Raw genomic sequence first — 19241 nt, 5'->3', positions numbered from 1 at the left:
AGTTGGTTATTGATGTCGATAAGAAATCAAAGTGGAAAAGGAGAAACTGAATATGGCTGATAAGAAGTCAAAGGAAGAATCAGGACTGCGTACCGTTCAGCGTGCGTTAGATATTCTCTATTGTTTTAGTGAAGAGCGTCAGGAGCTGACGTTAACTGACATTTCGAAAGAGCTAAACTTAGCAATGTCCACCACAACGAGACTGCTCAAGGCACTAGAAATGAATCATTTTGTAGAAAAAAATCAAGACACCTTAAAGTACCGGCTCGGTCAAAGGCTTTACCTGCTCGGTTATATTGCGGGGAAATCCATTCAACTTAGAGAATTGGCAAAGCCGCTCATGTACAAACTACGTGATGAAACAAAGGAAACCGTCAATCTGTATGTACTAGATCATACGAGCCGGGTTTGTATTGAACAGGCTGAAGGGCTTCAATCCATTAGGCACCTTGTCAAGATCGGTGAGAAGTTGCCGTTATACGCAGGTGCTGGAGGAAAAGTATTGCTTGCTTTCCAAAGCGAAGAATTTCAGCAGAAAGTATTAGCGTCAGAAGCCGATCAACAGACGAGAAATGGATGGCAAAATGAATGCAAGCGTATTCTTGAGACGTATACAGCTTGCAGTATTGATGAACGGGAGGTCGGATCGGCTGCAGTAGCTGCACCAATTTTTAACATTCATGGTGAGGTGAAGGCGTGTTTATCCATATCCGGCCCAACTCACAGATTTACAAGTGAGGTCATTCCTCATTTGCAGCAAAAAGTGAAGAAACAGGCACAGCAACTCTCTGAACAGCTCGGCTACGTCGTCAAGCACAATTTTTAAGAATGCCTATCTTTTCGCAGTCCATTTATCATATAATAGAAACATTATGTAGTATTCCTTGTTGTAAGGAGGACGTGTCACGAATATGAATTTCAATAGAGAGATCCCTGTGAGACAGAGAAATATTGTCCTCATTGGCTTTATGGGGGTTGGAAAGACAACAATTGGACAGCTCATTGCCAAAAAGTTATATAGAGATTTTATTGATGTTGATCAGGAGATTGAGAAAAAGTACAACATGACGATTCCAGAGATCTTTGAGCAAAAAGGAGAAGCATTCTTTAGACAGATTGAAAAGGATTATATCGTTGACTTATGTGAAAACACACAGCTTAAAATCGTCTCTCTTGGAGGTGGTGCGTTCAAACAGGAAGAAGTCAAACGCTCCTGCTTGAAGCATTGTACAGTTCTTTTCCTTGATTTATCTTGGGAAAATTGGAAACAGCGCCTTGATATTTTAATTGAAAATCGACCTGTTCTCCATAGCCGTACGATTGATGAAATGAAAGAGCTGTTTGAGGAACGAAGAGAAATTTATGCTTTTCATAACTCAAGAGTCGAAACGGATCATTTGGAGGCTGAGGAAGTGGCCAATTACATAGTGGACACACTCAAGCTTGGCTGGGATTTATACTCGAAATAAACTACTTGTCTGGGACTGTGAGACAGGGATTAACACACCTTTATGAAACAGCCAGTTTCCGACAGCCCTTTCGGTAACTGGTTGTTTCTTTTCAATTAATTCAGACACTCTGTCAAACATATTATCGTGTTTGGCAGAGTGATGAATTGATGTCACACCTTTTCCTTTCATTGGTGACCTCGTTTTTACCCAGCGATAACATGTTGATTTTGCCGATCTTGAACAGTTGATAGAATGGAATGATACTTACTTCGTCTTTTACCGCTTCATCAATAGGCACTAATGCTTCTTTTTCTACCTCCTTTCCCATTCTCTGCCCTTTTTGAATATCCCAATTTGCTGTTTTAAATAATGATTTTTCGTTTTCAATTTCGTAGGAATATGCTTCCCAACAGGTTGATGAAGCCAGTGGATTTCACCCAAGTTTCCACTTGTGTTTTATTTCTAATGCCTAGCTTGTCCATGATTTCTGATGATGTCACAGATAGATTCTAATTTTGTAGTGTTTAAAGGCTTGGATGAAACACCGATTGAGCATGTGCAGAGGGTTAAAGAAAAAAAGCATAAGACATGTCATGTAATCATACGAATCTAAAGTTAAACAAACGTTTCATTAAACAAAAAAAGCAGGGAGAGTCCTGCTTTTTAATATATGTCTAGACGCTGATCAGTTATGACGGGGATTTGGTTTCTTACCTCATCCACCATATGAAGGTCAATCTCTGTATAATAAATGTTCTCATCACTGCTGGTCTCAAGTAATACGTGTCCGAGTGGATCAATCACCATTGAATGACCAGGGAATTCTGTCTCTTTACTTGTGCCCGTTCGGTTCACAGCAATCATAAACGATTGGTTTTCAATGGCTCTTGCGATCAGCAGACTGTGCCAATGGTCGACTCTTGCTTTCGGCCATTGTGCGGTATTCACCAGCACCTTCGCCCCTTTGTTCACGAGTGTTCTTGAGAGCTGCGGGAAGCGGAGATCATAGCAGATCATTGTGCCAATCGTCACGTCTTCATGATAATCAAATAAACCGAGCTGATGACCAGCCGTTAAATATTGATCCTCATCCATTAAGCGAAATAAATGAATTTTATCATAATCTAACACAAGCTCGCCTTGACGATTAAACACATACATTGTGTTGGTGATTTCCTTTTTTTCTGAACGCATGTTTAGTACACTTCCTGCGATGAGATAGACATGGTGGTTGCGAGCGAAGGAAGAGAAAAGTTGTTTTGTGCGTTTCCCGTCTACGTCCGCAAGTTGATCTGCGTCTTCTAAAGCATAGCCCGTATTCCACATTTCTGGAAAAATGATCAAATCAGGCTGTTGACGGATCGCTTTTTCTAAGAATGCTTTTGCTCTCTTAAAGTTCACATCTGGTTTTCCAATGTGTATATCCATTTGAACAAGAGCGATTTTCATGTCGTTTCCTCCTTTTACATGAGCGTAAAAACGCCACAATGTCAAAATTCATGATTCATATGTGTTAAGTCTGCTGATCTTGCCGGAAAAAGAAGTGCTTCAGGCCAGTTTCTTTATCATAAAGGTTTATGCAGTCTTTGCCAACAGAAAAGTCAGAAGGTTTTGTCTATATAGAGGTAAGAGGCTTATAACCCTTTCTCTACATGAGAAAAGATGATATGATAAGAGCAATTCACGACATAACTTATAAAACAAAGGGGAATAGTGAGGTATGCAACTGTTTGATTTACCATTAGAAGAACTCAACGTATATAAACCAAAGAAAACAGCACGTCCTGATTTCTCTTCCTTTTGGAGAGCGTCACTTGCAGCGTTAGATAAGATTGAGGCCGAGCCAACACTTGAGCCTTTTTCTTATCCGGTAAAAGGGGTAAAGGTGTACCGTCTCACATATCAAAGCTTTGGGAATTCTCGTATTGAAGGCTGGTATGCTGTCCCTGATCATGGGGGCTCTCATCCGGCACTTGTTCGATTTCACGGTTATAATTACAGCTATGACGGCGATATTCATGAGATTGTCAATTGGGCGTTGCACGGCTATGCGACATTCGGTATGCTTGTTCGTGGTCAAGGGGGCAGTGAAGATACGACGGTGACACCTGGCGGTCAAGCATTAGGGTGGATGACGAAAGGGATTTTATCTAAGGAGACCTACTATTATCGTGGTGTCTATTTAGATGCTGTTCGTGCACTTGAGGTCATTCGTTCATTTCCTGAAATCGATCATAGCCGAATCGGTGTCATTGGTGGGAGTCAGGGCGGCGCATTAGCTATTGCAGCTGCGGCACTTTCAGATATTCCAAAAGTTGTTGTCGCTGATTACCCTTATTTATCAAACTTTGAGCGTGCAGTAGATGTGGCTCTGCAGGAACCCTACTTAGAAATTAATTCCTACATTAGAAGAAACAGCGACCCAGAGGCGGAAAAGAAAGCATTTGAGACATTAAGCTACTTTGATTTAATCAACTTAGCTGGATGGGTCAAACAGCCAACGTTGATGGCGATTGGACTCATTGATCAAGTGACACCGCCGTCTACTGTGTTTGCGGTGTACAATCATTTACAAACGGATAAAGTGCTCAAGGTCTATCGTTATTTTGGACATGAGTTTATACCGGCGTTTCAGACGGAGAAGCTGTCATTTTTGCGAAAGCATTTACTTGTTTAATATATGAAGAGACGTTCATGTAAGGGCTTCTTAGTGTGTAGGCAAACCACCCGCACTCGTTGTCGGCTCTTGAGCGATGAAAACCACTTTGTTAAAAATTTGAAAGAGACCGCTGTGAGGGTCTCTTTTATTTAATAACGGGTGTTTTGTCTTGTTTTTTCATCAGGGATTAGTGCTGTGATGATGAGCACAAGGGCAGTAATGATATGAAGGATAAATCCGACAATTGGAATCCAAGCTAGGCATGACGTGACAATCCCGATGATGCTTCCGGTGACCGGTCCATTGTCTCGTTTTGATAAGACAAGTGTGATAATATGCAGAATAAGCATCACCAAGAGCGGGGTATAGCCATTACTGATAACAAATAGTCCTCCAATCACAGGGATGGCAAGGCATGCCTCAAAAATCCCGGTGATCCATTTCATAATGCGAGATATAGACATTAGGTTCAACTCCTTTTGATATATGTCTTATTCGTATTTTCCCTAAACGTGAAGAAGTCATGCATAAAACGGATAGAAAGAGTTGAACTAAGTTGAGAAAGAGAATCAAAGAAGAGCTAAAAGCAATCGAAGACACATATGACGTAAAGATTTGCCTTGCAGTTGAATCAGGAAGCAGGGCGTGGGGATTTCCCTCTACCGATAGTGATTACGATGTTCGTTTTTTATATGTACCTAGGAAGGAATGGTATTGGTCCATTGAGAAACAACGTGATGTCATTGAACGACCAATAGATGACGATCTAGACATCAGCGGCTGGGAGCTAAGAAAGGCACTGCGGTTGTTCAACAAATCGAATCCTTCAATCATGGAGTGGCTTTCCTCTAACATGATATATGCAGAAGCATTTTCGTTAGCGAAGCAGTTAAGAGAATTAAAGGACCGTGCGTTCTCACAAGTGGCGTTAATGTATCACTATCTCAATATGGCCAAGCGCAATGAAAGTCAATATTTGCGGAGAGAGCAAGTGCGAATGAAGAAGTATTTCTATGTTCTTCGTCCGCTACTTGCCTGTCAGTGGATTGAACGCTTTCATACCGTTCCGCCTATGGACTTTCATGAACTCCTTGACGGGCTTGTAGAACATGGACCACTATTAACAGAGATCCATGAACTGCTTAATCGTAAAATGAGTGGAGAAGAAATGGATATAGTCAATCGTCTGCCGCATGTTCATCCGTTTATTGTTAAAGAACTAGCTCGTTTTCATGAATTGGTGAAAAGCTACAATCCGCCGAAAGAAAATCTGAATCAAGAATTGAATCATTTGTTGCAGTCTACCCTTGACGAGGTGTGGGCATAAGTGAGGAAGAGCCAGCCGGTCAAAGGCAGGCTCTTTTTTGCACTTCATTGTGATAAAATCACAAAAAATGTCTGAATTTTTGTCATTTTCAAATATTGTAGCGGACAGCTTGTGAGCCTTACAATAAAGACATAGCTTACAAAGAGTGGGAGGTGCCCTTTATGGAGTCGGTCACAAGAAATTTTTTCTTGTTTTTGTCAAAGAGCAGTCTCTTGAACCATATTGCTCGCAATTGGGGAAGTGCTGTTGCATCAAAGAAAATCATCGGGGGGAAAGATTTTGAGAGTGCCATTCCGGTGATCAAGCGATTAAATGATCAAGGAATGGCCGTCACAGTTGATCACCTTGGTGAGTTTGTCACAAAGACAGAGATTGCGAATGAGCGGACGAATGAATGTGTTCAAACCATTCAGCGAATTGCCGAAGCGAAGCTCAATTCTCACGTGTCACTCAAAATGACGTCACTCGGTCTTGATATTGACGATGATCTCGTTTACCGTAATATGAAGAAAATTTTAGATACGGCGGAGAAGCATCGAATCATGGTGACGATTGATATGGAGGATGAAAAGCGTTGTCAAAAAACGCTGGACATTTTTAAAGAGATGAAATCTCAATACGAGTATGTGAGTACGGTCTTGCAGGCGTATTTGTACAGAACAGAAAAGGATCTTGATGACCTGAATGAATTCCAGCCTTTTTTAAGGCTTGTAAAGGGTGCCTATAAAGAATCTGCCGAAGTGGCGTATCCAAACAAAAAAGATGTAGATCAGAATTACAAAAAGCTGATCGAAAAGCAATTACTCACAGGGAACTATACAGCCATTGCGACACATGACGATCAGATGATCAAATTTACGAAAAATATTGTGAAAAAACACAATATACAGACAAGTCAATTTGAATTTCAAATGCTGTATGGCATGAGAACAGAAACGCAACAGTCACTTGTCAAGGAAGGCTATCAAATGAGGGTCTATACACCATACGGACGAGAGTGGTATGGCTACTACATGAGGCGTCTTGCAGAACGACCGGCAAATATTGCATTTGCATTAAAAGGAATGACGAGAAAATAATTTAAATTGGGAGTGTGAAATGATGACAACACCTTACAAACATGAACCATTCACGGATTTTAGTCATGAAGAAAACCGCAAAGCGTTTGAACAAGCATTAAAAAAGGTGACCGAATCTCTCGGTCAAACGTATCCGCTTATCATTAATGGAGAAAGAGTCGAAACAGAAGATAAGATTGTATCAATCAATCCGGCGAAAAAGGATGAAGTCGTTGGGATTGTATCAAAGGCAGGGAAGCAAGAAGCCGAACAAGCTGTCCAAGCTGCGGCAAAAGCGTTTGAAACATGGCGTTATACCTCTCCTGAAGAAAGAGCAGGCGTGTTATTCCGTGCTGCGGCAAGCATTCGCCGAAAAAAGCATGAGTACTCGGCACTTCTAGTGAAAGAGGCAGGTAAACCTTGGAATGAAGCAGATGCTGATACAGCAGAAGCGATCGACTTTTTAGAGTATTACGCCCGTCAAATGCTAGAATTGGCAAAAGGCAAGCCAGTCAACAGCCGTGAGGGGGAACGTAATCAATATGTGTATACACCAACTGGCGTGACACTCGTCATCCCGCCTTGGAATTTCTTATTTGCAATCATGGCAGGAACAACGGTTGCTCCGATAGTGACAGGGAATACAGTGGTATTAAAACCAGCAAGTGCCACCCCAGTCATCGCCGCTCGTTTTGTAGAAGAGCTTGAAAGAGCGGGCCTGCCAAAGGGTGTTGTGAACTTTGTACCGGGAAGCGGCGCAGAGGTTGGAGATTACTTAGTCGATCACCCGAAAACAAGCCTGATTACATTCACTGGTTCAAGAGAAGTAGGAACACGTATTTTCGAACGTGCAGCGAAGGTACAGCCTGGGCAGCAACACTTGAAACGTGTGATTGCCGAAATGGGCGGGAAGGATACAGTCATAGTAGATGAGGATGCGGACGTTGAATTAGCGGCTAATGCCATTTTCACATCAGCTTTCGGTTTTTCAGGACAGAAATGTTCAGCCGGATCTCGTGCCGTCGTTCATGAGAAACTGTATGACCAAGTCATCGAGCGTGTGAAAGAGATCACTGAAACCAAAACAACAGCCAATCCGCTTTCAGCTGATGTGTACATGGGACCTGTTATTGATCAAGCTTCATTTGACAAAATTACTGAGTATATTGAGATAGGTAAACAGGAGGGGCGCTTGGTCACTGGTGGTACAAGTGATGATACGGAAGGATATTTCATTCATCCAACCATCTTTGCAGACCTTGAGCCGACATCTCGCTTGATGCAAGAAGAAATTTTTGGACCTGTGTTAGCCTTCTCAAAAGTTTCAAACTTTGATGAAGCGCTTGAAGTGGCGAACAACACAGAGTACGGTCTAACTGGTGCTGTTATTACGAATAACCGTGATCACATCAATCGTGCAAAGCAAGAGTTCCATGTCGGGAACCTCTATTTTAACCGTAACTGTACGGGTGCGATTGTTGGATATCACCCATTCGGCGGCTTCAAAATGTCTGGAACTGATTCCAAAGCAGGCGGTCCAGATTATCTAATTCTCCACATGCAGGCAAAAACCATTAGTGAAATGTTTTAATGAAAAAAGGCATGAATCCGTAGGAGCGGACTCATGCCTTTACTATTTCCTTAGGGCAAGATCATCATGCTTCAAAGAGCTCTTGTCCAATATATTGACCTTGTGTAATCCCTTTTGGACAAGCAAAGAGCGCACTGCCGACATGCACTGTATATTCATTGAGTGCGTCCATGCTACCCAGCGCTTTGAGCATCGGCAAGACTTGTCGCTCAGGGTTCTTTTGGAAGCTAATAAACATGAGACCGGCATCGACATTGCCGGTTTTCTCCTCCACGCCATTGACGTAAGAATAGCCTCTTCGTAAAATAGGCTGTCCCGCTTCCTTTGCCACCCTCACATGTGAATTAATCGGCAGCTTTTTGACATCGACTGTATCGTGTTCTTTTGCTTTTCCATAGGCAGCACCAGTGTCCTTCTTTCTGCCAAAGGTATCTTCTTGATCTTGAAGAGATGTGCGATCCCATACCTCTAAAAACATACGGATTTTACGATAACACATATATGTCCCGCCATTCATCCAATCAGGTTCATGTTCTTTTGTCCACACGTATTTCTGGTAAAAAGTCTTGTCGGTAGGAGCAGGATTGGCTGTTCCATCTTTGAAGCCGAACAAATTCCGGGGCGTTTTACCTCCATCAGAGGAAATGGACCCTTTTTGAATCCAATGAACAGTTGTTAATCCTGTACTGGACTTAATGAATTGTCTAAGTGCATGGAAGGCGACTTGTTCGTCATCTGCACACACTTGAACACACACATCCCCACCAACATATGCGGAATCTAATTGATCATGTGGCATATGAGGGATCGAATTTAAATAAGCGGGCTTTTGTTTTAATATGCCGTAACGGTCGACGCCATTCTTTTCGAAGAAATCGGGACCAAACCCAAATGTCATTGTCAACTTAGATGGCGGTAAATCCATAGATTCCCCTGTATCGTTAGGAGGAAGTAGCTTGTTATCGGTATTTTGACGAACAGCGCCTTTAGATAACACCTCACTCAGCTTCGTCCAATCTTGAAGTAAGCTCTTGACCTGCTTTCTACTTGAGGTGGTCATATGGAAAGCACATAGATAAATAAATTTTTGCTGTGGTGTGACAATTCCAGCTTGGTGATTTCCATAAAAAGAAATGGTGTCCTCCTCTTCAGATGCCGATGTCTTTTTTTCAGGAGATAGGGACTTCGTGACATTTAACAGTGTGCCAAGACCGCTGGCTCCAATGGCAATACCTGTACCGGCAACGGCAGTCAACTTCAACATATCTCTTCTTGTGTAGCCATTTTGTTTTTCCTCTGTCATGTCATCGTCACTCCGTTTTATAAAATCTGGGCAGTATCTTTCATTAAGTTGGATAGCTGACTAAGTTCGTCACTTAAAGTACGAATTTGTTTTTTTGTAAGTTTGTTGTATGGCACATACTCGCCATTTTTCTTCAATTGAAGTAAGGTAGCTTCAATTTTGTTAAATTGTGTATCGAGTTTATCTGATAAGTCTTGATTGGTTTTTACTAATGCAGGTAGAACAGCTTGATACACAGCTTTGGAGCCTTCAGTATTTGCCGCAAGATCGACAAGGTCAATATGTGAATAAGCTTCTTCTTCACCAGTAATTTTGCTAATGGCTGCTTCGTTTAAAAGTTCTTGTGCACCGGCAACCATTGTTTCAGGTTTTAATGTAAGCGACTTTGTTTTCTCTTGGAGTTCTTTTACATTTTTGAGTAACTGATCGGCAATCTTTGCTTGACCATCTACACTTTTGTCTTTCCAAATTGCTTTTTCAATACGATGGAAGCCTGTCCATTTTGCTTCTGAATCAACATCGGCAATTCGAGCGTCAATTTTTGGGTCGAGATCCCCAAAGCTCTCTGCGATTGGTTCAATACGCTCGTAATATACACGTGCTTTTTTATACGAAGCCTTTGCCTGTTTCATGTCTTTCGCTTTGACCGCTGCGGTAAAGGTTGTTGTCTCTTTTACGAGTTCATCTAGCTGAGTTTGAACGTAGGTATGATAATTCTTCACGGCTTCTTTTAAAACAGCCGATGTTTTTTGTTTGGTCTGTTTTGCTTTTTTCAATGTGTCTAGTGCTGTTTGTAGATATTTCACATCGTCAGTCATTTTACTTGTATCAGGTTTCTCATTGTAAGCTTCCATGAAAAGAGGTTGTTCATATTTTTCAACTTCTGTGTAAAGTAGCGGGAAGGAATCACGCACGTTGTTCTCAAAAGACAACCAATCATTATGCAATGTATCAGCAGCTTTTTTAATATCATCTATGTTCTTGGATTGAATAGCTGTGTTTAATTGGGCCGCTTCCTTTTGCATTCGTGTCACGTCTTTTTGAATAGAAGAGGATGCAGACTTACTGTCTTCTTGTTTTGTAGCAGTGTTCTTTGTATCATTCGATTGACAGCCAGCCAGACCAGTTGAAAGGATGAAAGCAGTTGATAAAGTAAGAATGGTTTTTTTCATTATGAAACCTCCGTATGTTGAGAATGGTGTTTCTGTTGAATGATTGAGATGCAGACAACAATGACTGCCCCAATGAGCAAAGCAAGTTGTGGCAATGTGCTGTACCAGGATGGATATACACTTAAAAATTGAATGGACGGTAAATAATCTGACACGCTCGTCGGCAAAACGCCTGCTAGCTGTAAGCTGTGAATGCCTGAGCCCATAAACTTAAAGCATAGATAAAAAACGATCACACTTGAGCAGAGGAAAAAAGGTTTTAACGGCAAGCGTGTTCCTAATTTCATCATCATTATGGTCATGATGGACAGGACACCAAATCCAATGATGATGCCAGAGACAAGCTGAGATATCTCCATTTTTCCAGCCATTCCGATAAGGAAAAAGACCGTCTCTAATCCCTCTCTTAAGATGGCAAGACAAGCTAAGGCAGCAAAGCCGATCATTTTTTTCGTACTGATTGCTTGCGCTGTTTTCCTGTTGAGATACGCATTCCAACGGGCAATATCTGAATATCGGTGTAGCCAATAACTGACATAAACAAGAAGGAAGCTTGCAAGAACACCAGACCATCCGTTAATGAGCATATTGTTCGTGCCAAACGCACTGGATGTAAAAAGAATGACGACCAAGATACCAAGGATCAGGCTAATGGCAATCCCTACTGCTGACCCTCCAATGACCCAACGAGCGGCATATTTTGACTCGGCTTTTCTGCTAAGTGTTAATAGTGCGCCAACAACTAAGATGGCTTCCATTCCTTCTCTGATGGGAATAAGTGCAGCATCCCACATCGTATAGTTTGCGTCTACAAGGGGTTTAAGTGCAGCGACCATTTGATCAATGAGTGTTCCGGCTTTTTCACGTTTATCTTCTGTTTGCACATAGGAGACAAGGAGCAGTAAATCACGTTCAGTGTCGTCATAGACCACTTGAGACTGACTGACAACATCGCCTTCGACACTCAGCCATTGAGAAGACAAGGATTGTACCTCTTGCTCTGCTTTTTGCCAATTCTTTTGATCAATCAGAGTTCGAGTATGCTCAAGTTTTTGAATATAGGTCTTTAAGGTGAGTGTTGTCTTTCCTTGATTGTCCACAAATGCACCATCTCGATAGTTTTCAAGGCTCCTTTTTAATTGAACGAGCTGTTTGGTGGCTTCTTTTGTGTCATCTGTGACGAGTGCTAATGAGACCTTAGCAAGCTTTGATTCTATTTCAGTCGAGAGGGAGAGAGATTTTCTTTTGATAGATGACTTGTTTTGGTTCCACCAACTCTTGACCTTGTTTATTTCTTTCTTAGCGGTTTGCAGTTGATGATCATCTAGTGCTTGATCTGTATTGACAACATGGGCAATCACAGCATGAATGTCATTTTCACTAGTTTGCTTCGCTGAAATTATATGAACAGATGGTATAAATAGAGCTGAAAAAGAAACAAAAAAGAGCAAAAAAAAGACTGGTAATTTTTCCTTCAATTGATGACCTACTCCCTTATTGAAAATGATTATCAATGTCAACATAAACTTATTATAGCGTCACATTCTCTACTGTCAATCTCATTTTAGATGGAATGAGAGAATTGGCGTGAGATCCTCTTCTCTTCATTTTTTGATTGACTTTCAGCATGTTCCCTCCTATACTTTTTGTGAATATGTGACATATTCGGTCTATTAAAAAAGGAGGCAGAAAAATGGCGTTAAGTCCAGGAAGTCTCATTCTTGTAGGCGCAGTTGCACTGATTATTTTTGGTCCGAATAAGCTGCCAGAGTTAGGAAAAGCGGCTGGCGAAACATTAAGAGAGTTTAAGAAAGCAACTGGTTCATTGATGGATGATGAAGGGGAAAAGAAACAGCAGGACAAAGAAGCTTAAGGCATGGATGAAAAGCAAGTGAGTCTTGCTGTACATGTTGAGGAGTATCCTTATCTCTGTGAGAACTCAAAAGAAAATGACCCATGTGCGATTAGGAGCAGAGAGGTGATCTGCTCTTTTTTGGCATGTCTACTACTTGTTTCTATACAACTCTTACTTGAAAGCAGTATGATACATGTATAACTAAATTCAGGGAGCAATCGGGATGGAAGAGATATTAGAAAAGCTACACACATTTTTTGATGTTGATAAATTAATTGCATTTATTAGCGGCTATTTAAAAAAGCCAGTTATTTTAGAAAGCACAGATTGTCAGTTGCTCGCTTATAATTCTTACAGTATTCAGCAGTTCGACCCAGTCAATCAGCAAACCATTTTCTCAAAGGAATGTCCGGGGGCGGTGGTTGATTGGTTAAAGAAAACAGGTGTGATTAAACGGCTGTATACAGATTCAGAGCCTTTTTATGTCAGTGGTCATCATGAGCTTGGATTTAACCAACGTGTGGCTGTGAGTGCGAAGCATAAGCAGGAGGTTGTGGGCTTTATTTGGGTGCAGGACATTGAAGAATCTCTCTCTCAAGAGGAGCTGCAATTTTTGCACGAAGCTTCCTTTCAGGTTGGAAAAGTCATTTATCAAAATAAAAAACAGTTGGAGAAAAAAGAAGGCAAGATTGAAGAGTTTTTCAAAAAGGTCATGGATGATCATTTCTATACAGAAGAAGAACTGAAATGGGAAGCTGAGAATTTAAACATTCCGCTACCAACTGTTTTTACCGTCATGGTGGTACATGCCGCCGATAACAAAAGTGAGACGGCAGAAGATGTGAAGGAAATCATTAGAACATACTTGCAACTAGAAGACAAGGTCAATCACGTGTATTCTGTTCAAGCAGATATTGTCGTGATATTAGGCAGCCTGTCAGATCGGCATTCACCGAAAGCGACTGCCGAAGATGTCATTGCACATCTCAATTCGAAAGCGCATACACATCAATCGCCATTATATATTGGGATGGGTAGAGAATATCGTGATGTCATGAAAATGAGCACAAGTCGATTTGAAGCTATAGAAGTGGTGAAGGCCGTCAAAATTGTAGGAGGGCAAGAACTGATTCCGTATGATTACGAAAATCTAGGGGTATTCCGTTACTTAGACCCGATTTATAGCCACCAAAAGAAGAAAAACGACTTTAATCAAGATCTGTTACTCTTGAAGGAAAAAGATCGGGACAACCAAACAGCTTTTTTAAAAACACTTGAAGTATACTTGTTGAATAATTGCAAACTAAAGCCGGCTGCTGAGCAATTGTTTATTCATCAAAATACATTAAACTATCGAATGAAACAAATCCTTGACATGACTTCGATTGATTTAAGTGATTTTAGCCAGCGGTGCCAGTTATTTATTGAATTGATGCTCATGAAAAAGGATCAATAAACGTTGAAGCCGCAGGGGTACGTGAATGCACTGCGGATTTTCGTATGAGTCATGACGAAAATGGATTACAATTTATTCGTTTCATTGTATGATAGGTAAAGATTTTATGAGAAAGTGAAAGGAGGGTCACTTTGGGATCAGTCACCTTGGCCATTGTGATTTTCATCATGACCCTCGTCCTTGTCATTTGGCAGCCAGGACGTTTAACCATTGGATGGTCAGCATGTGGTGGGGCCATTCTTGCCCTTATCTTTGGTGTTGTTCATTTGGACGACGTATGGGCAGTGACACAAATTGTATGGAACGCGACCTTTGCTTTTATTGGCATTATCATTATTTCATTAATTTTAGATGAAATTGGGTTTTTTGAGTGGGCTGCACTGCATATGGCAAAAGCGGCAAGAGGCAATGGTGTACGCATGTTTGTTTATTTAACACTGCTCGGCGCAGTTGTCGCTGCTTTCTTTGCTAATGATGGAGCTGCACTCATTCTCACCCCCATCGTGTTATCTGTGGTCAGAGCTCTGAAGCTGGATGAACGTATGGTGCTGCCATTTGTGATGGCGAGTGGATTTATTGCAGATACGACATCATTGCCATTTGTAATCAGCAATCTTGTCAATATCGTATCAGCAGATTATTTTCATATTGGCTTTCTAAAATATACAGCGAATATGTTTGTTCCAAACCTCGTATCTATTGGGGCAAGTATCCTTGTCCTATATGTGTTTTATCGAAAGCTCATCCCGAAAACATACGATGTAACACAAGCAAAGGAACCAGCGTCTGCCATTAAAGATGTCCATATGTTCCGCTTGTCTTGGTATGTGCTGGGCTTTTTGCTTGTTGGGTATTTTGCTGGAGAGCTATCTGGTGTTCCGGTGTCTATCATTGTAGGAGTCATTGCCATGATCTTCTTATGGCTAGCTAAAAAGAGCCCACAAGTGGCGACGAAACGTGTGATCAAAGAAGCACCGTGGTCCATTGTTTTCTTCTCTATTGGCATGTATGTGGTGGTGTATGGACTGAAGAATGTCGGTTTGACAGAAATCTTAGCTGCTTGGATTGAACAAGGAGCATCACATGGTTTACTTGCAGGGACAATGTTTATGGGCGTGCTTGCCGCTGTGTTGTCCTCTGTGATGAACAACCTTCCCACCGTCTTAATTGATGCAATCGCAATTGGTCATACGAACACAACAGGTGTCTTGAGAGATGGACTGATTTATGCCAATGTCATTGGTTCAAATCTTGGTCCTAAAATGACCCCAATCGGTTCATTGGCGACATTGCTATGGCTGCATGTCTTAAAGAAAAAAGGTGTCCATATCTCTTGGAGCGCATATATGAAAGCTGGAATTATTCTGACCATCCCGACATTGATCCTCACTTTATTGGGGTTATATGTGTGGTTATGGCTGATACATTAAAGAGCAGACTCATTGGATCTGCTCTTTTTTTGTTAAAGATATTTCGCAAAACGTTTTTCTAAAACGTTTTGCACCAATGAAATACCACTGCAAATGCCCCAGTAAATCACTGCAACCAAAATATACATGGTCATGTAGTCGAATTCGCGTCCGCCGACGATTTTTGCTTGCTGGAAGAGCTCCGGGACCGTAATCATCGCTGCCAAAGAAGAGGCTTTGATTAAATCGAGCATGACATTGGTCAGTGGCGGCAGTGCAATTCGTACTGATTGAGGCAGGATGACACCACGCATGGTTTGCCAATAGCTAAGACCTAGAGATTTGGCGGCTTCAACTTGACCGCTCGGTACAGAGGAGAGGGCTGCACGATTGATTTCTGCGATATAAGCGGCACTATTGAAGCTGAACCCAATAATAGCTGCTGTTACAGCTGTAAACTCAATGCCGATATAAGGAAATCCGAAGTACAGGATAAATAAGATCACAAGCATAGGAACTCCTCTCATGAATGAAATATACAGCCGTGCAGGAAGCTGCAGTATCCATGAATTCGCCATTCTTGCTAATGCAATAAAAAAACCTAGAATCGTGCCAAAAAACATGCTGGCAAAGGAAATGAGTAGCGTCAGCCAGATGCCTTTCATGACAAACGGAAACGACGCCTTTGCCAGTGCAGGGTTAAATATATATTCTAAATGAATATCTCCCACTTCAAGGCTCCTTATTTGGAAATGTCGACATCTGCGACATCTGTATCAATTTTCTTTGAAACATCCGCATGATTAAAAAATTTCTCGGAAATCTTTTTCATTGTTCCGTCTTTTTTCATTTCTTTTAACACACGATTCAATTCTTTTTGAAGCGCTGTGTTGTCTTTCTTCATTACAAAACCTTGTTTATTCGGCATGTATTTTAAATCAGGATGAATGGTAATATTCAATTTAGGAAATGCAGCAAGAGCCAGCTTTTGCAAGTAATAGTCATTGAGAATGACATCGGTTCTGCCATTGGCAACATCCTTTAAGTATTGCTCGTTGGTGGCATTATCATAAATGATCTCCTTTGCACCATACTTACGAGCGACATCCATGTAAATGGTTGTTGCGGCACCAGCCGCTTTTTTCCCTTTTAAATCTTTCAAGGTTTTAATTCCGGATAAATCATCTTTACGTACAATAGCGGTTCCGTAAGAATATTTATAAGGAATAGAAAAAGCGAATTTATCCTTACGATCATCAGTGATGTCGATATCGTTTGCAGCAGCATCTACTTGACCAGAATTAATGGCGCTTAACATGCCATCATAGCCCATTTCCTTAAACTCCACTTTGACATCAAGGCGCTTGAAGGCTTCTTTGACAACTTCAACTTCATAGCCAGTCAAGCGATCTTTGCCGTTGGATGTATCATGATAAGAAGTAGGATAAAGTGTTCCAGAGGTAGCAACCACAATTTTCCCCTTCTTTTTCATTTGATCCCATGTTGATTCGTCAGATTGAGATGATCCTGTATGGCTGCATGCAGAAATGACGAGCATGAGTGCAGATACGACTAGCATCATCCATATAGGTTTTCTATGATAAAAATGACTCATTTAAGAATCCTCCTCTATGTTTTATACAAAACAAAACATAGCACGCTTTTTCCGTTCGGACAACGTTTTCAGACGAAATGTGAAAAAGTAAGAATATTATGTGCAATTTGATTGCACATAATAATGTATAAAAAAGGAAGGTGCGTAAAAAATAAAGCCGAATAAAGGAGGGAACAACAAATATGAAAAAAATATGTGGCTCCACCGTTCTATCAATGATAATGTTATTTGGTTTTAGTGCTGTAACTGCTCATGGAGAAACGCCTCAAATGGAAAAGCGACCGGTGACGCATCAAGTGAAATTAACGACTGAACAACAAAAGCAAATTGAGGCACTCGAGCAACAAATTCTTTCAAAACGAAAAGAAGTGATTGAGAAATATGTGCAATATGGTGTATTAACAAAGGAACAAGGAACACATATCACCAAACGGATGGATGAACATTACAATCACTTGAAAAACAATGGCTTTGTTCCATTACTAAAAAAGCCACAGCATCATCACCCATAAACTAGCCGGCATCATCATGCCGGTTTCAGCGTGTAGACAAACCTCGCATTCGTTGTCAGCCCTGCGCGCTAACCATCAGAATGGTAAAGTCGGGTTGGCAAATACGTATTTATTTTCCATGAGAGAATCTGTTGACTTTGCAGTAAAGTGGCTTGATCGATATGATCTACAGTAATTGAATATTCAGCCTGAAAATTATTTGCTCTGAAAATGGAAATAATAAATGTCTTGATCAGATTGAAGTGAGGTATAGCATGTAAGCTGATAATCTCCTTTTGGAATTGGATATGTCAAAATTTGTGACATGACGCTTGTGATATGAATATAATTACTTGAATTTGTAAAGGGCACTGTCACCGCTCTATCCACAGAAGATAGATGTTCAAGGTGATCTAATGACACGATGATAGAGGCTTGTCCATTGTTTACACCTTCAAAAGAAACACCGTTATCTCCAGTTGCGAATCCTAGATGAATGGCATCATTTGTCCAATGAATGACAGGAGGAGTATCGTCTCCAGAATAAACGGTTATTTGGTGATAAGAGATAGATAGAGAATAGACATTGTTCAAATCATTCATGAGAAAACTCCTTTATTCATTAGTAGATGATGTTCCCTGCTATGTTTTTGTCACCTCTTATATAACAGCGTTTTTTCCATCTAATATGACATTCGTTGTGACATGAGTGTTTTCTTGAAAAATCATGATGGTATCTCTAGTATGATCCGCCAAACGATAACTAATGTTGAATGATCATTGATTTGTGTATTTTTCCTTCGTAGAGCTTGCCATTTTTTATTTGCTATGAGCCAACAATTGCTTCTTTTAGATAGGTGTATTCTTGCTATTTCAGTGTCCATCTGCTTTATATTTTCTGTTATTTTCACGGTGCACCACAAAGTCAACAACAGTTGAAAATATGACTAGCACATAAAAATGTCAACATAATTTTTGGACTAAACTCCAGTTTTCCTTTTAAATCTAATTTAGGATACCCTTCATAAGATTATTGGCATAAAAAAGTGTTTGAACTCCGTGATACAGTTATATGTAAATTTTTAATTGAGTAACGATAAAGGTTCTAATCAATGATAAATTTAATTCTTGTGCCGTCACGATCATCTGTCAATTGATGGCTAATCCAAGAACCTGCTCCTCTGTTATCTGAGGGACTCACATATTTCACAGAGGCACCTGTTCCGCCTTCTTTACACATCGCCATTGGCCATTCGTCTCGGTCATATCCTCGTTTTGTTGGGATACTATGAAGTGAACGATCCCTCTGTTCATCGCTATTTGCACGATCAATTGTACAAATGGATGAATGACCTTCATCAATTGCTTCTTCTATATGCTTAGCTGTTTCTGGATATCGATCTGATGGAAAGTGAATGATTTTGTCATAAGATGATTGAGTCTCCTGTTTACCTTGATCTAGCTGGATATAGCCTGTAGCTAAGCCAATGATAATTAATAAAAGCAAGAGAATGATTTTGAGAAGTTTCATAGATGCTAGCTCTCTTTCTTTTTATTTTGTAAAAAGAAGTATAGCAGAATGACTTAACAATTTCTCCTGTATTTGAATAAACGTCTTTTAAAATATGAAAAACGTTTTTTCTTCATGTAAGGTGTTCATTGTTTGTATAAAATAATAAAAATTTTAAATTTGATGGATATTAAACGTTTATTGATCAACAAAACGGCTTTATTATCGCTTTTTGAGCTAATTTCAAGATTTTAACATACGGAAAATTCCGAAAAATAAAATTGACTAGACCGATATGCTTTATTAATATGGAGTCAAATATCATGAAATGTCGTCATCTAACA

Annotated in this window: 20 protein-coding genes; 10 read left to right on the top strand and 10 right to left on the bottom strand. The window is 40.5% G+C overall.

Going from position 1 to position 19241, the window contains the following annotated elements; translation table 11 throughout:
• Positions 1-52: 52 nt before the first annotated feature.
• Together ABVJ71_RS09720 and ABVJ71_RS09715 are read left to right on the top strand one after the other, a co-directional pair.
• Complete coding sequence (locus ABVJ71_RS09720) at positions 53-826, top strand: IclR family transcriptional regulator (protein ID WP_353853854.1); 774 nt, start codon at positions 53-55, stop codon at positions 824-826.
• A gap of 85 nt (positions 827-911) precedes the next feature.
• The gene (locus ABVJ71_RS09715) at positions 912-1469 is read left to right on the top strand and encodes a shikimate kinase (protein WP_353853853.1); all 558 of its coding nucleotides are present in this window, start codon (positions 912-914) and stop codon (positions 1467-1469) included.
• 121 nt (positions 1470-1590) lie between these two features.
• Here ABVJ71_RS09715 and ABVJ71_RS09710 read toward each other — a convergent pair whose 3' ends face one another.
• Complete coding sequence (locus ABVJ71_RS09710; protein ID WP_353853852.1) at positions 1591-1779, bottom strand: hypothetical protein; 189 nt, start codon at positions 1777-1779, stop codon at positions 1591-1593.
• Between the two features lie 335 nt (positions 1780-2114).
• Positions 2115-2900, bottom strand: coding sequence for a carbon-nitrogen family hydrolase (locus tag ABVJ71_RS09705; RefSeq protein WP_353853851.1), 786 nt, complete (start codon positions 2898-2900; stop codon positions 2115-2117).
• Positions 2901-3171: 271 nt separating this feature from the next.
• Between ABVJ71_RS09705 and ABVJ71_RS09700 the strand changes: the two genes are divergently transcribed.
• On the top strand, positions 3172-4128 hold the full coding sequence (locus ABVJ71_RS09700) for an acetylxylan esterase (RefSeq protein ID WP_353853850.1): 957 nt from the start codon (positions 3172-3174) through the stop codon (positions 4126-4128).
• A 131-nt stretch (positions 4129-4259) separates the two neighbouring features.
• Here ABVJ71_RS09700 and ABVJ71_RS09695 read toward each other — a convergent pair whose 3' ends face one another.
• The gene (locus tag ABVJ71_RS09695) at positions 4260-4574 is read right to left on the bottom strand and encodes a hypothetical protein (protein ID WP_353853849.1); all 315 of its coding nucleotides are present in this window, start codon (positions 4572-4574) and stop codon (positions 4260-4262) included.
• Positions 4575-4666: 92 nt separating this feature from the next.
• On the opposite strand from ABVJ71_RS09695, the gene ABVJ71_RS09690 reads away from it, so the two are divergent.
• The 3 genes from ABVJ71_RS09690 to pruA all read left to right on the top strand — a co-directional run bounded on the left by ABVJ71_RS09690 (position 4667) and on the right by pruA (position 8086).
• A complete protein-coding gene (locus tag ABVJ71_RS09690) occupies positions 4667-5437 on the top strand; it encodes a nucleotidyltransferase domain-containing protein (RefSeq protein ID WP_353853848.1) in 771 nt (256 codons plus the stop codon).
• A gap of 161 nt (positions 5438-5598) precedes the next feature.
• The gene (locus ABVJ71_RS09685; RefSeq protein ID WP_353853847.1) at positions 5599-6516 is read left to right on the top strand and encodes a proline dehydrogenase; all 918 of its coding nucleotides are present in this window, start codon (positions 5599-5601) and stop codon (positions 6514-6516) included.
• A 22-nt stretch (positions 6517-6538) separates the two neighbouring features.
• Positions 6539-8086: an L-glutamate gamma-semialdehyde dehydrogenase gene (gene pruA, locus ABVJ71_RS09680; protein WP_353856629.1), complete on the top strand. Its 1548-nt coding sequence runs from the start codon at positions 6539-6541 to the stop codon at positions 8084-8086.
• Positions 8087-8150: 64 nt separating this feature from the next.
• Here pruA and efeB read toward each other — a convergent pair whose 3' ends face one another.
• From efeB to ABVJ71_RS09665, 3 genes are read right to left on the bottom strand one after another with little or no spacing between them, the layout of a single operon-like run.
• Positions 8151-9389: an iron uptake transporter deferrochelatase/peroxidase subunit gene (gene efeB, locus ABVJ71_RS09675; RefSeq protein WP_353853846.1), complete on the bottom strand. Its 1239-nt coding sequence runs from the start codon at positions 9387-9389 to the stop codon at positions 8151-8153.
• Between the two features lie 17 nt (positions 9390-9406).
• Positions 9407-10561: an iron uptake system protein EfeO gene (gene efeO, locus ABVJ71_RS09670; RefSeq protein WP_353853845.1), complete on the bottom strand. Its 1155-nt coding sequence runs from the start codon at positions 10559-10561 to the stop codon at positions 9407-9409.
• Positions 10561-12039 carry an FTR1 family protein gene (locus ABVJ71_RS09665; RefSeq protein WP_353853844.1) on the bottom strand — a complete coding sequence of 493 codons (1479 nt, stop codon included), beginning with the start codon at positions 12037-12039 and terminating at the stop codon, positions 10561-10563. The genes efeO and ABVJ71_RS09665 overlap by 1 nt, the downstream gene beginning before the upstream one ends.
• A 215-nt stretch (positions 12040-12254) precedes the next feature.
• On the opposite strand from ABVJ71_RS09665, the gene ABVJ71_RS09660 reads away from it, so the two are divergent.
• The 3 genes from ABVJ71_RS09660 (at position 12255) to ABVJ71_RS09650 (ending at position 15302) form a co-directional block, all read left to right on the top strand.
• Entirely contained in the window at positions 12255-12434 is a 180-nt protein-coding gene (locus ABVJ71_RS09660; protein ID WP_353853843.1) for a twin-arginine translocase TatA/TatE family subunit, read from the top strand.
• A 205-nt stretch (positions 12435-12639) separates the two neighbouring features.
• Entirely contained in the window at positions 12640-13872 is a 1233-nt protein-coding gene (locus ABVJ71_RS09655; RefSeq protein WP_353853842.1) for a helix-turn-helix domain-containing protein, read from the top strand.
• Between the two features lie 131 nt (positions 13873-14003).
• Entirely contained in the window at positions 14004-15302 is a 1299-nt protein-coding gene (locus ABVJ71_RS09650; RefSeq protein ID WP_353853841.1) for an arsenic transporter, read from the top strand.
• Positions 15303-15334: 32 nt separating this feature from the next.
• Here ABVJ71_RS09650 and ABVJ71_RS09645 read toward each other — a convergent pair whose 3' ends face one another.
• Both ABVJ71_RS09645 and ABVJ71_RS09640 read right to left on the bottom strand, forming a co-directional pair.
• Positions 15335-16012, bottom strand: coding sequence for an amino acid ABC transporter permease (locus tag ABVJ71_RS09645; protein ID WP_353853840.1), 678 nt, complete (start codon positions 16010-16012; stop codon positions 15335-15337).
• 11 nt (positions 16013-16023) lie between these two features.
• On the bottom strand, positions 16024-16896 hold the full coding sequence (locus tag ABVJ71_RS09640; RefSeq protein ID WP_353853839.1) for a transporter substrate-binding domain-containing protein: 873 nt from the start codon (positions 16894-16896) through the stop codon (positions 16024-16026).
• Between the two features lie 182 nt (positions 16897-17078).
• Here ABVJ71_RS09640 and ABVJ71_RS09635 point away from each other — a divergent pair, with 182 nt between their 5' ends.
• Positions 17079-17408 (top strand): YckD family protein, encoded by a 330-nt coding sequence (locus ABVJ71_RS09635; protein ID WP_353853838.1) that lies wholly within the window; start codon positions 17079-17081, stop codon positions 17406-17408.
• A gap of 195 nt (positions 17409-17603) precedes the next feature.
• Here ABVJ71_RS09635 and comJ read toward each other — a convergent pair whose 3' ends face one another.
• A complete protein-coding gene (gene comJ / locus ABVJ71_RS09630) occupies positions 17604-17990 on the bottom strand; it encodes a competence protein ComJ (RefSeq protein ID WP_353853837.1) in 387 nt (128 codons plus the stop codon).
• Between the two features lie 502 nt (positions 17991-18492).
• Positions 18493-18918 (bottom strand): NucA/NucB deoxyribonuclease domain-containing protein, encoded by a 426-nt coding sequence (locus tag ABVJ71_RS09625; protein ID WP_353853836.1) that lies wholly within the window; start codon positions 18916-18918, stop codon positions 18493-18495.
• Between the last annotated feature and the right edge of the window lie 323 nt (positions 18919-19241).

This window comes from Bacillus sp. Bos-x628 (genome assembly GCF_040500475.1).
Lineage (GTDB): Bacteria > Bacillota > Bacilli > Bacillales > Bacillaceae > Bacillus > Bacillus maqinnsis.
This window is presented reverse-complemented; position numbering and strand designations above follow the sequence as displayed.

What these genes read in the sequence shown, in the direction of transcription:
- ABVJ71_RS09720 (WP_353853854.1), top strand. Translation starts at nt 53, where the DNA reads ATGGCTGATAAGAAGTCAAAGGAAGAATCAGGACTGCGTACCGTTCAG.
- ABVJ71_RS09715 (WP_353853853.1), top strand. Translation starts at nt 912, where the DNA reads ATGAATTTCAATAGAGAGATCCCTGTGAGACAGAGAAATATTGTCCTC.
- ABVJ71_RS09710 (WP_353853852.1), bottom strand. Translation starts at nt 1,779, where the DNA reads ATGGGAAAGGAGGTAGAAAAAGAAGCATTAGTGCCTATTGATGAAGCG.
- ABVJ71_RS09705 (WP_353853851.1), bottom strand. Translation starts at nt 2,900, where the DNA reads ATGAAAATCGCTCTTGTTCAAATGGATATACACATTGGAAAACCAGAT.
- ABVJ71_RS09700 (WP_353853850.1), top strand. Translation starts at nt 3,172, where the DNA reads ATGCAACTGTTTGATTTACCATTAGAAGAACTCAACGTATATAAACCA.
- ABVJ71_RS09695 (WP_353853849.1), bottom strand. Translation starts at nt 4,574, where the DNA reads ATGTCTATATCTCGCATTATGAAATGGATCACCGGGATTTTTGAGGCA.
- ABVJ71_RS09685 (WP_353853847.1), top strand. Translation starts at nt 5,599, where the DNA reads ATGGAGTCGGTCACAAGAAATTTTTTCTTGTTTTTGTCAAAGAGCAGT.
- pruA (WP_353856629.1), top strand. Translation starts at nt 6,539, where the DNA reads ATGACAACACCTTACAAACATGAACCATTCACGGATTTTAGTCATGAA.
- efeB (WP_353853846.1), bottom strand. Translation starts at nt 9,389, where the DNA reads ATGACAGAGGAAAAACAAAATGGCTACACAAGAAGAGATATGTTGAAG.
- efeO (WP_353853845.1), bottom strand. Translation starts at nt 10,561, where the DNA reads ATGAAAAAAACCATTCTTACTTTATCAACTGCTTTCATCCTTTCAACT.
- ABVJ71_RS09660 (WP_353853843.1), top strand. Translation starts at nt 12,255, where the DNA reads ATGGCGTTAAGTCCAGGAAGTCTCATTCTTGTAGGCGCAGTTGCACTG.
- ABVJ71_RS09655 (WP_353853842.1), top strand. Translation starts at nt 12,640, where the DNA reads ATGGAAGAGATATTAGAAAAGCTACACACATTTTTTGATGTTGATAAA.
- ABVJ71_RS09640 (WP_353853839.1), bottom strand. Translation starts at nt 16,896, where the DNA reads ATGAGTCATTTTTATCATAGAAAACCTATATGGATGATGCTAGTCGTA.
- ABVJ71_RS09635 (WP_353853838.1), top strand. Translation starts at nt 17,079, where the DNA reads ATGAAAAAAATATGTGGCTCCACCGTTCTATCAATGATAATGTTATTT.
- comJ (WP_353853837.1), bottom strand. Translation starts at nt 17,990, where the DNA reads ATGAATGATTTGAACAATGTCTATTCTCTATCTATCTCTTATCACCAA.
- ABVJ71_RS09625 (WP_353853836.1), bottom strand. Translation starts at nt 18,918, where the DNA reads ATGAAACTTCTCAAAATCATTCTCTTGCTTTTATTAATTATCATTGGC.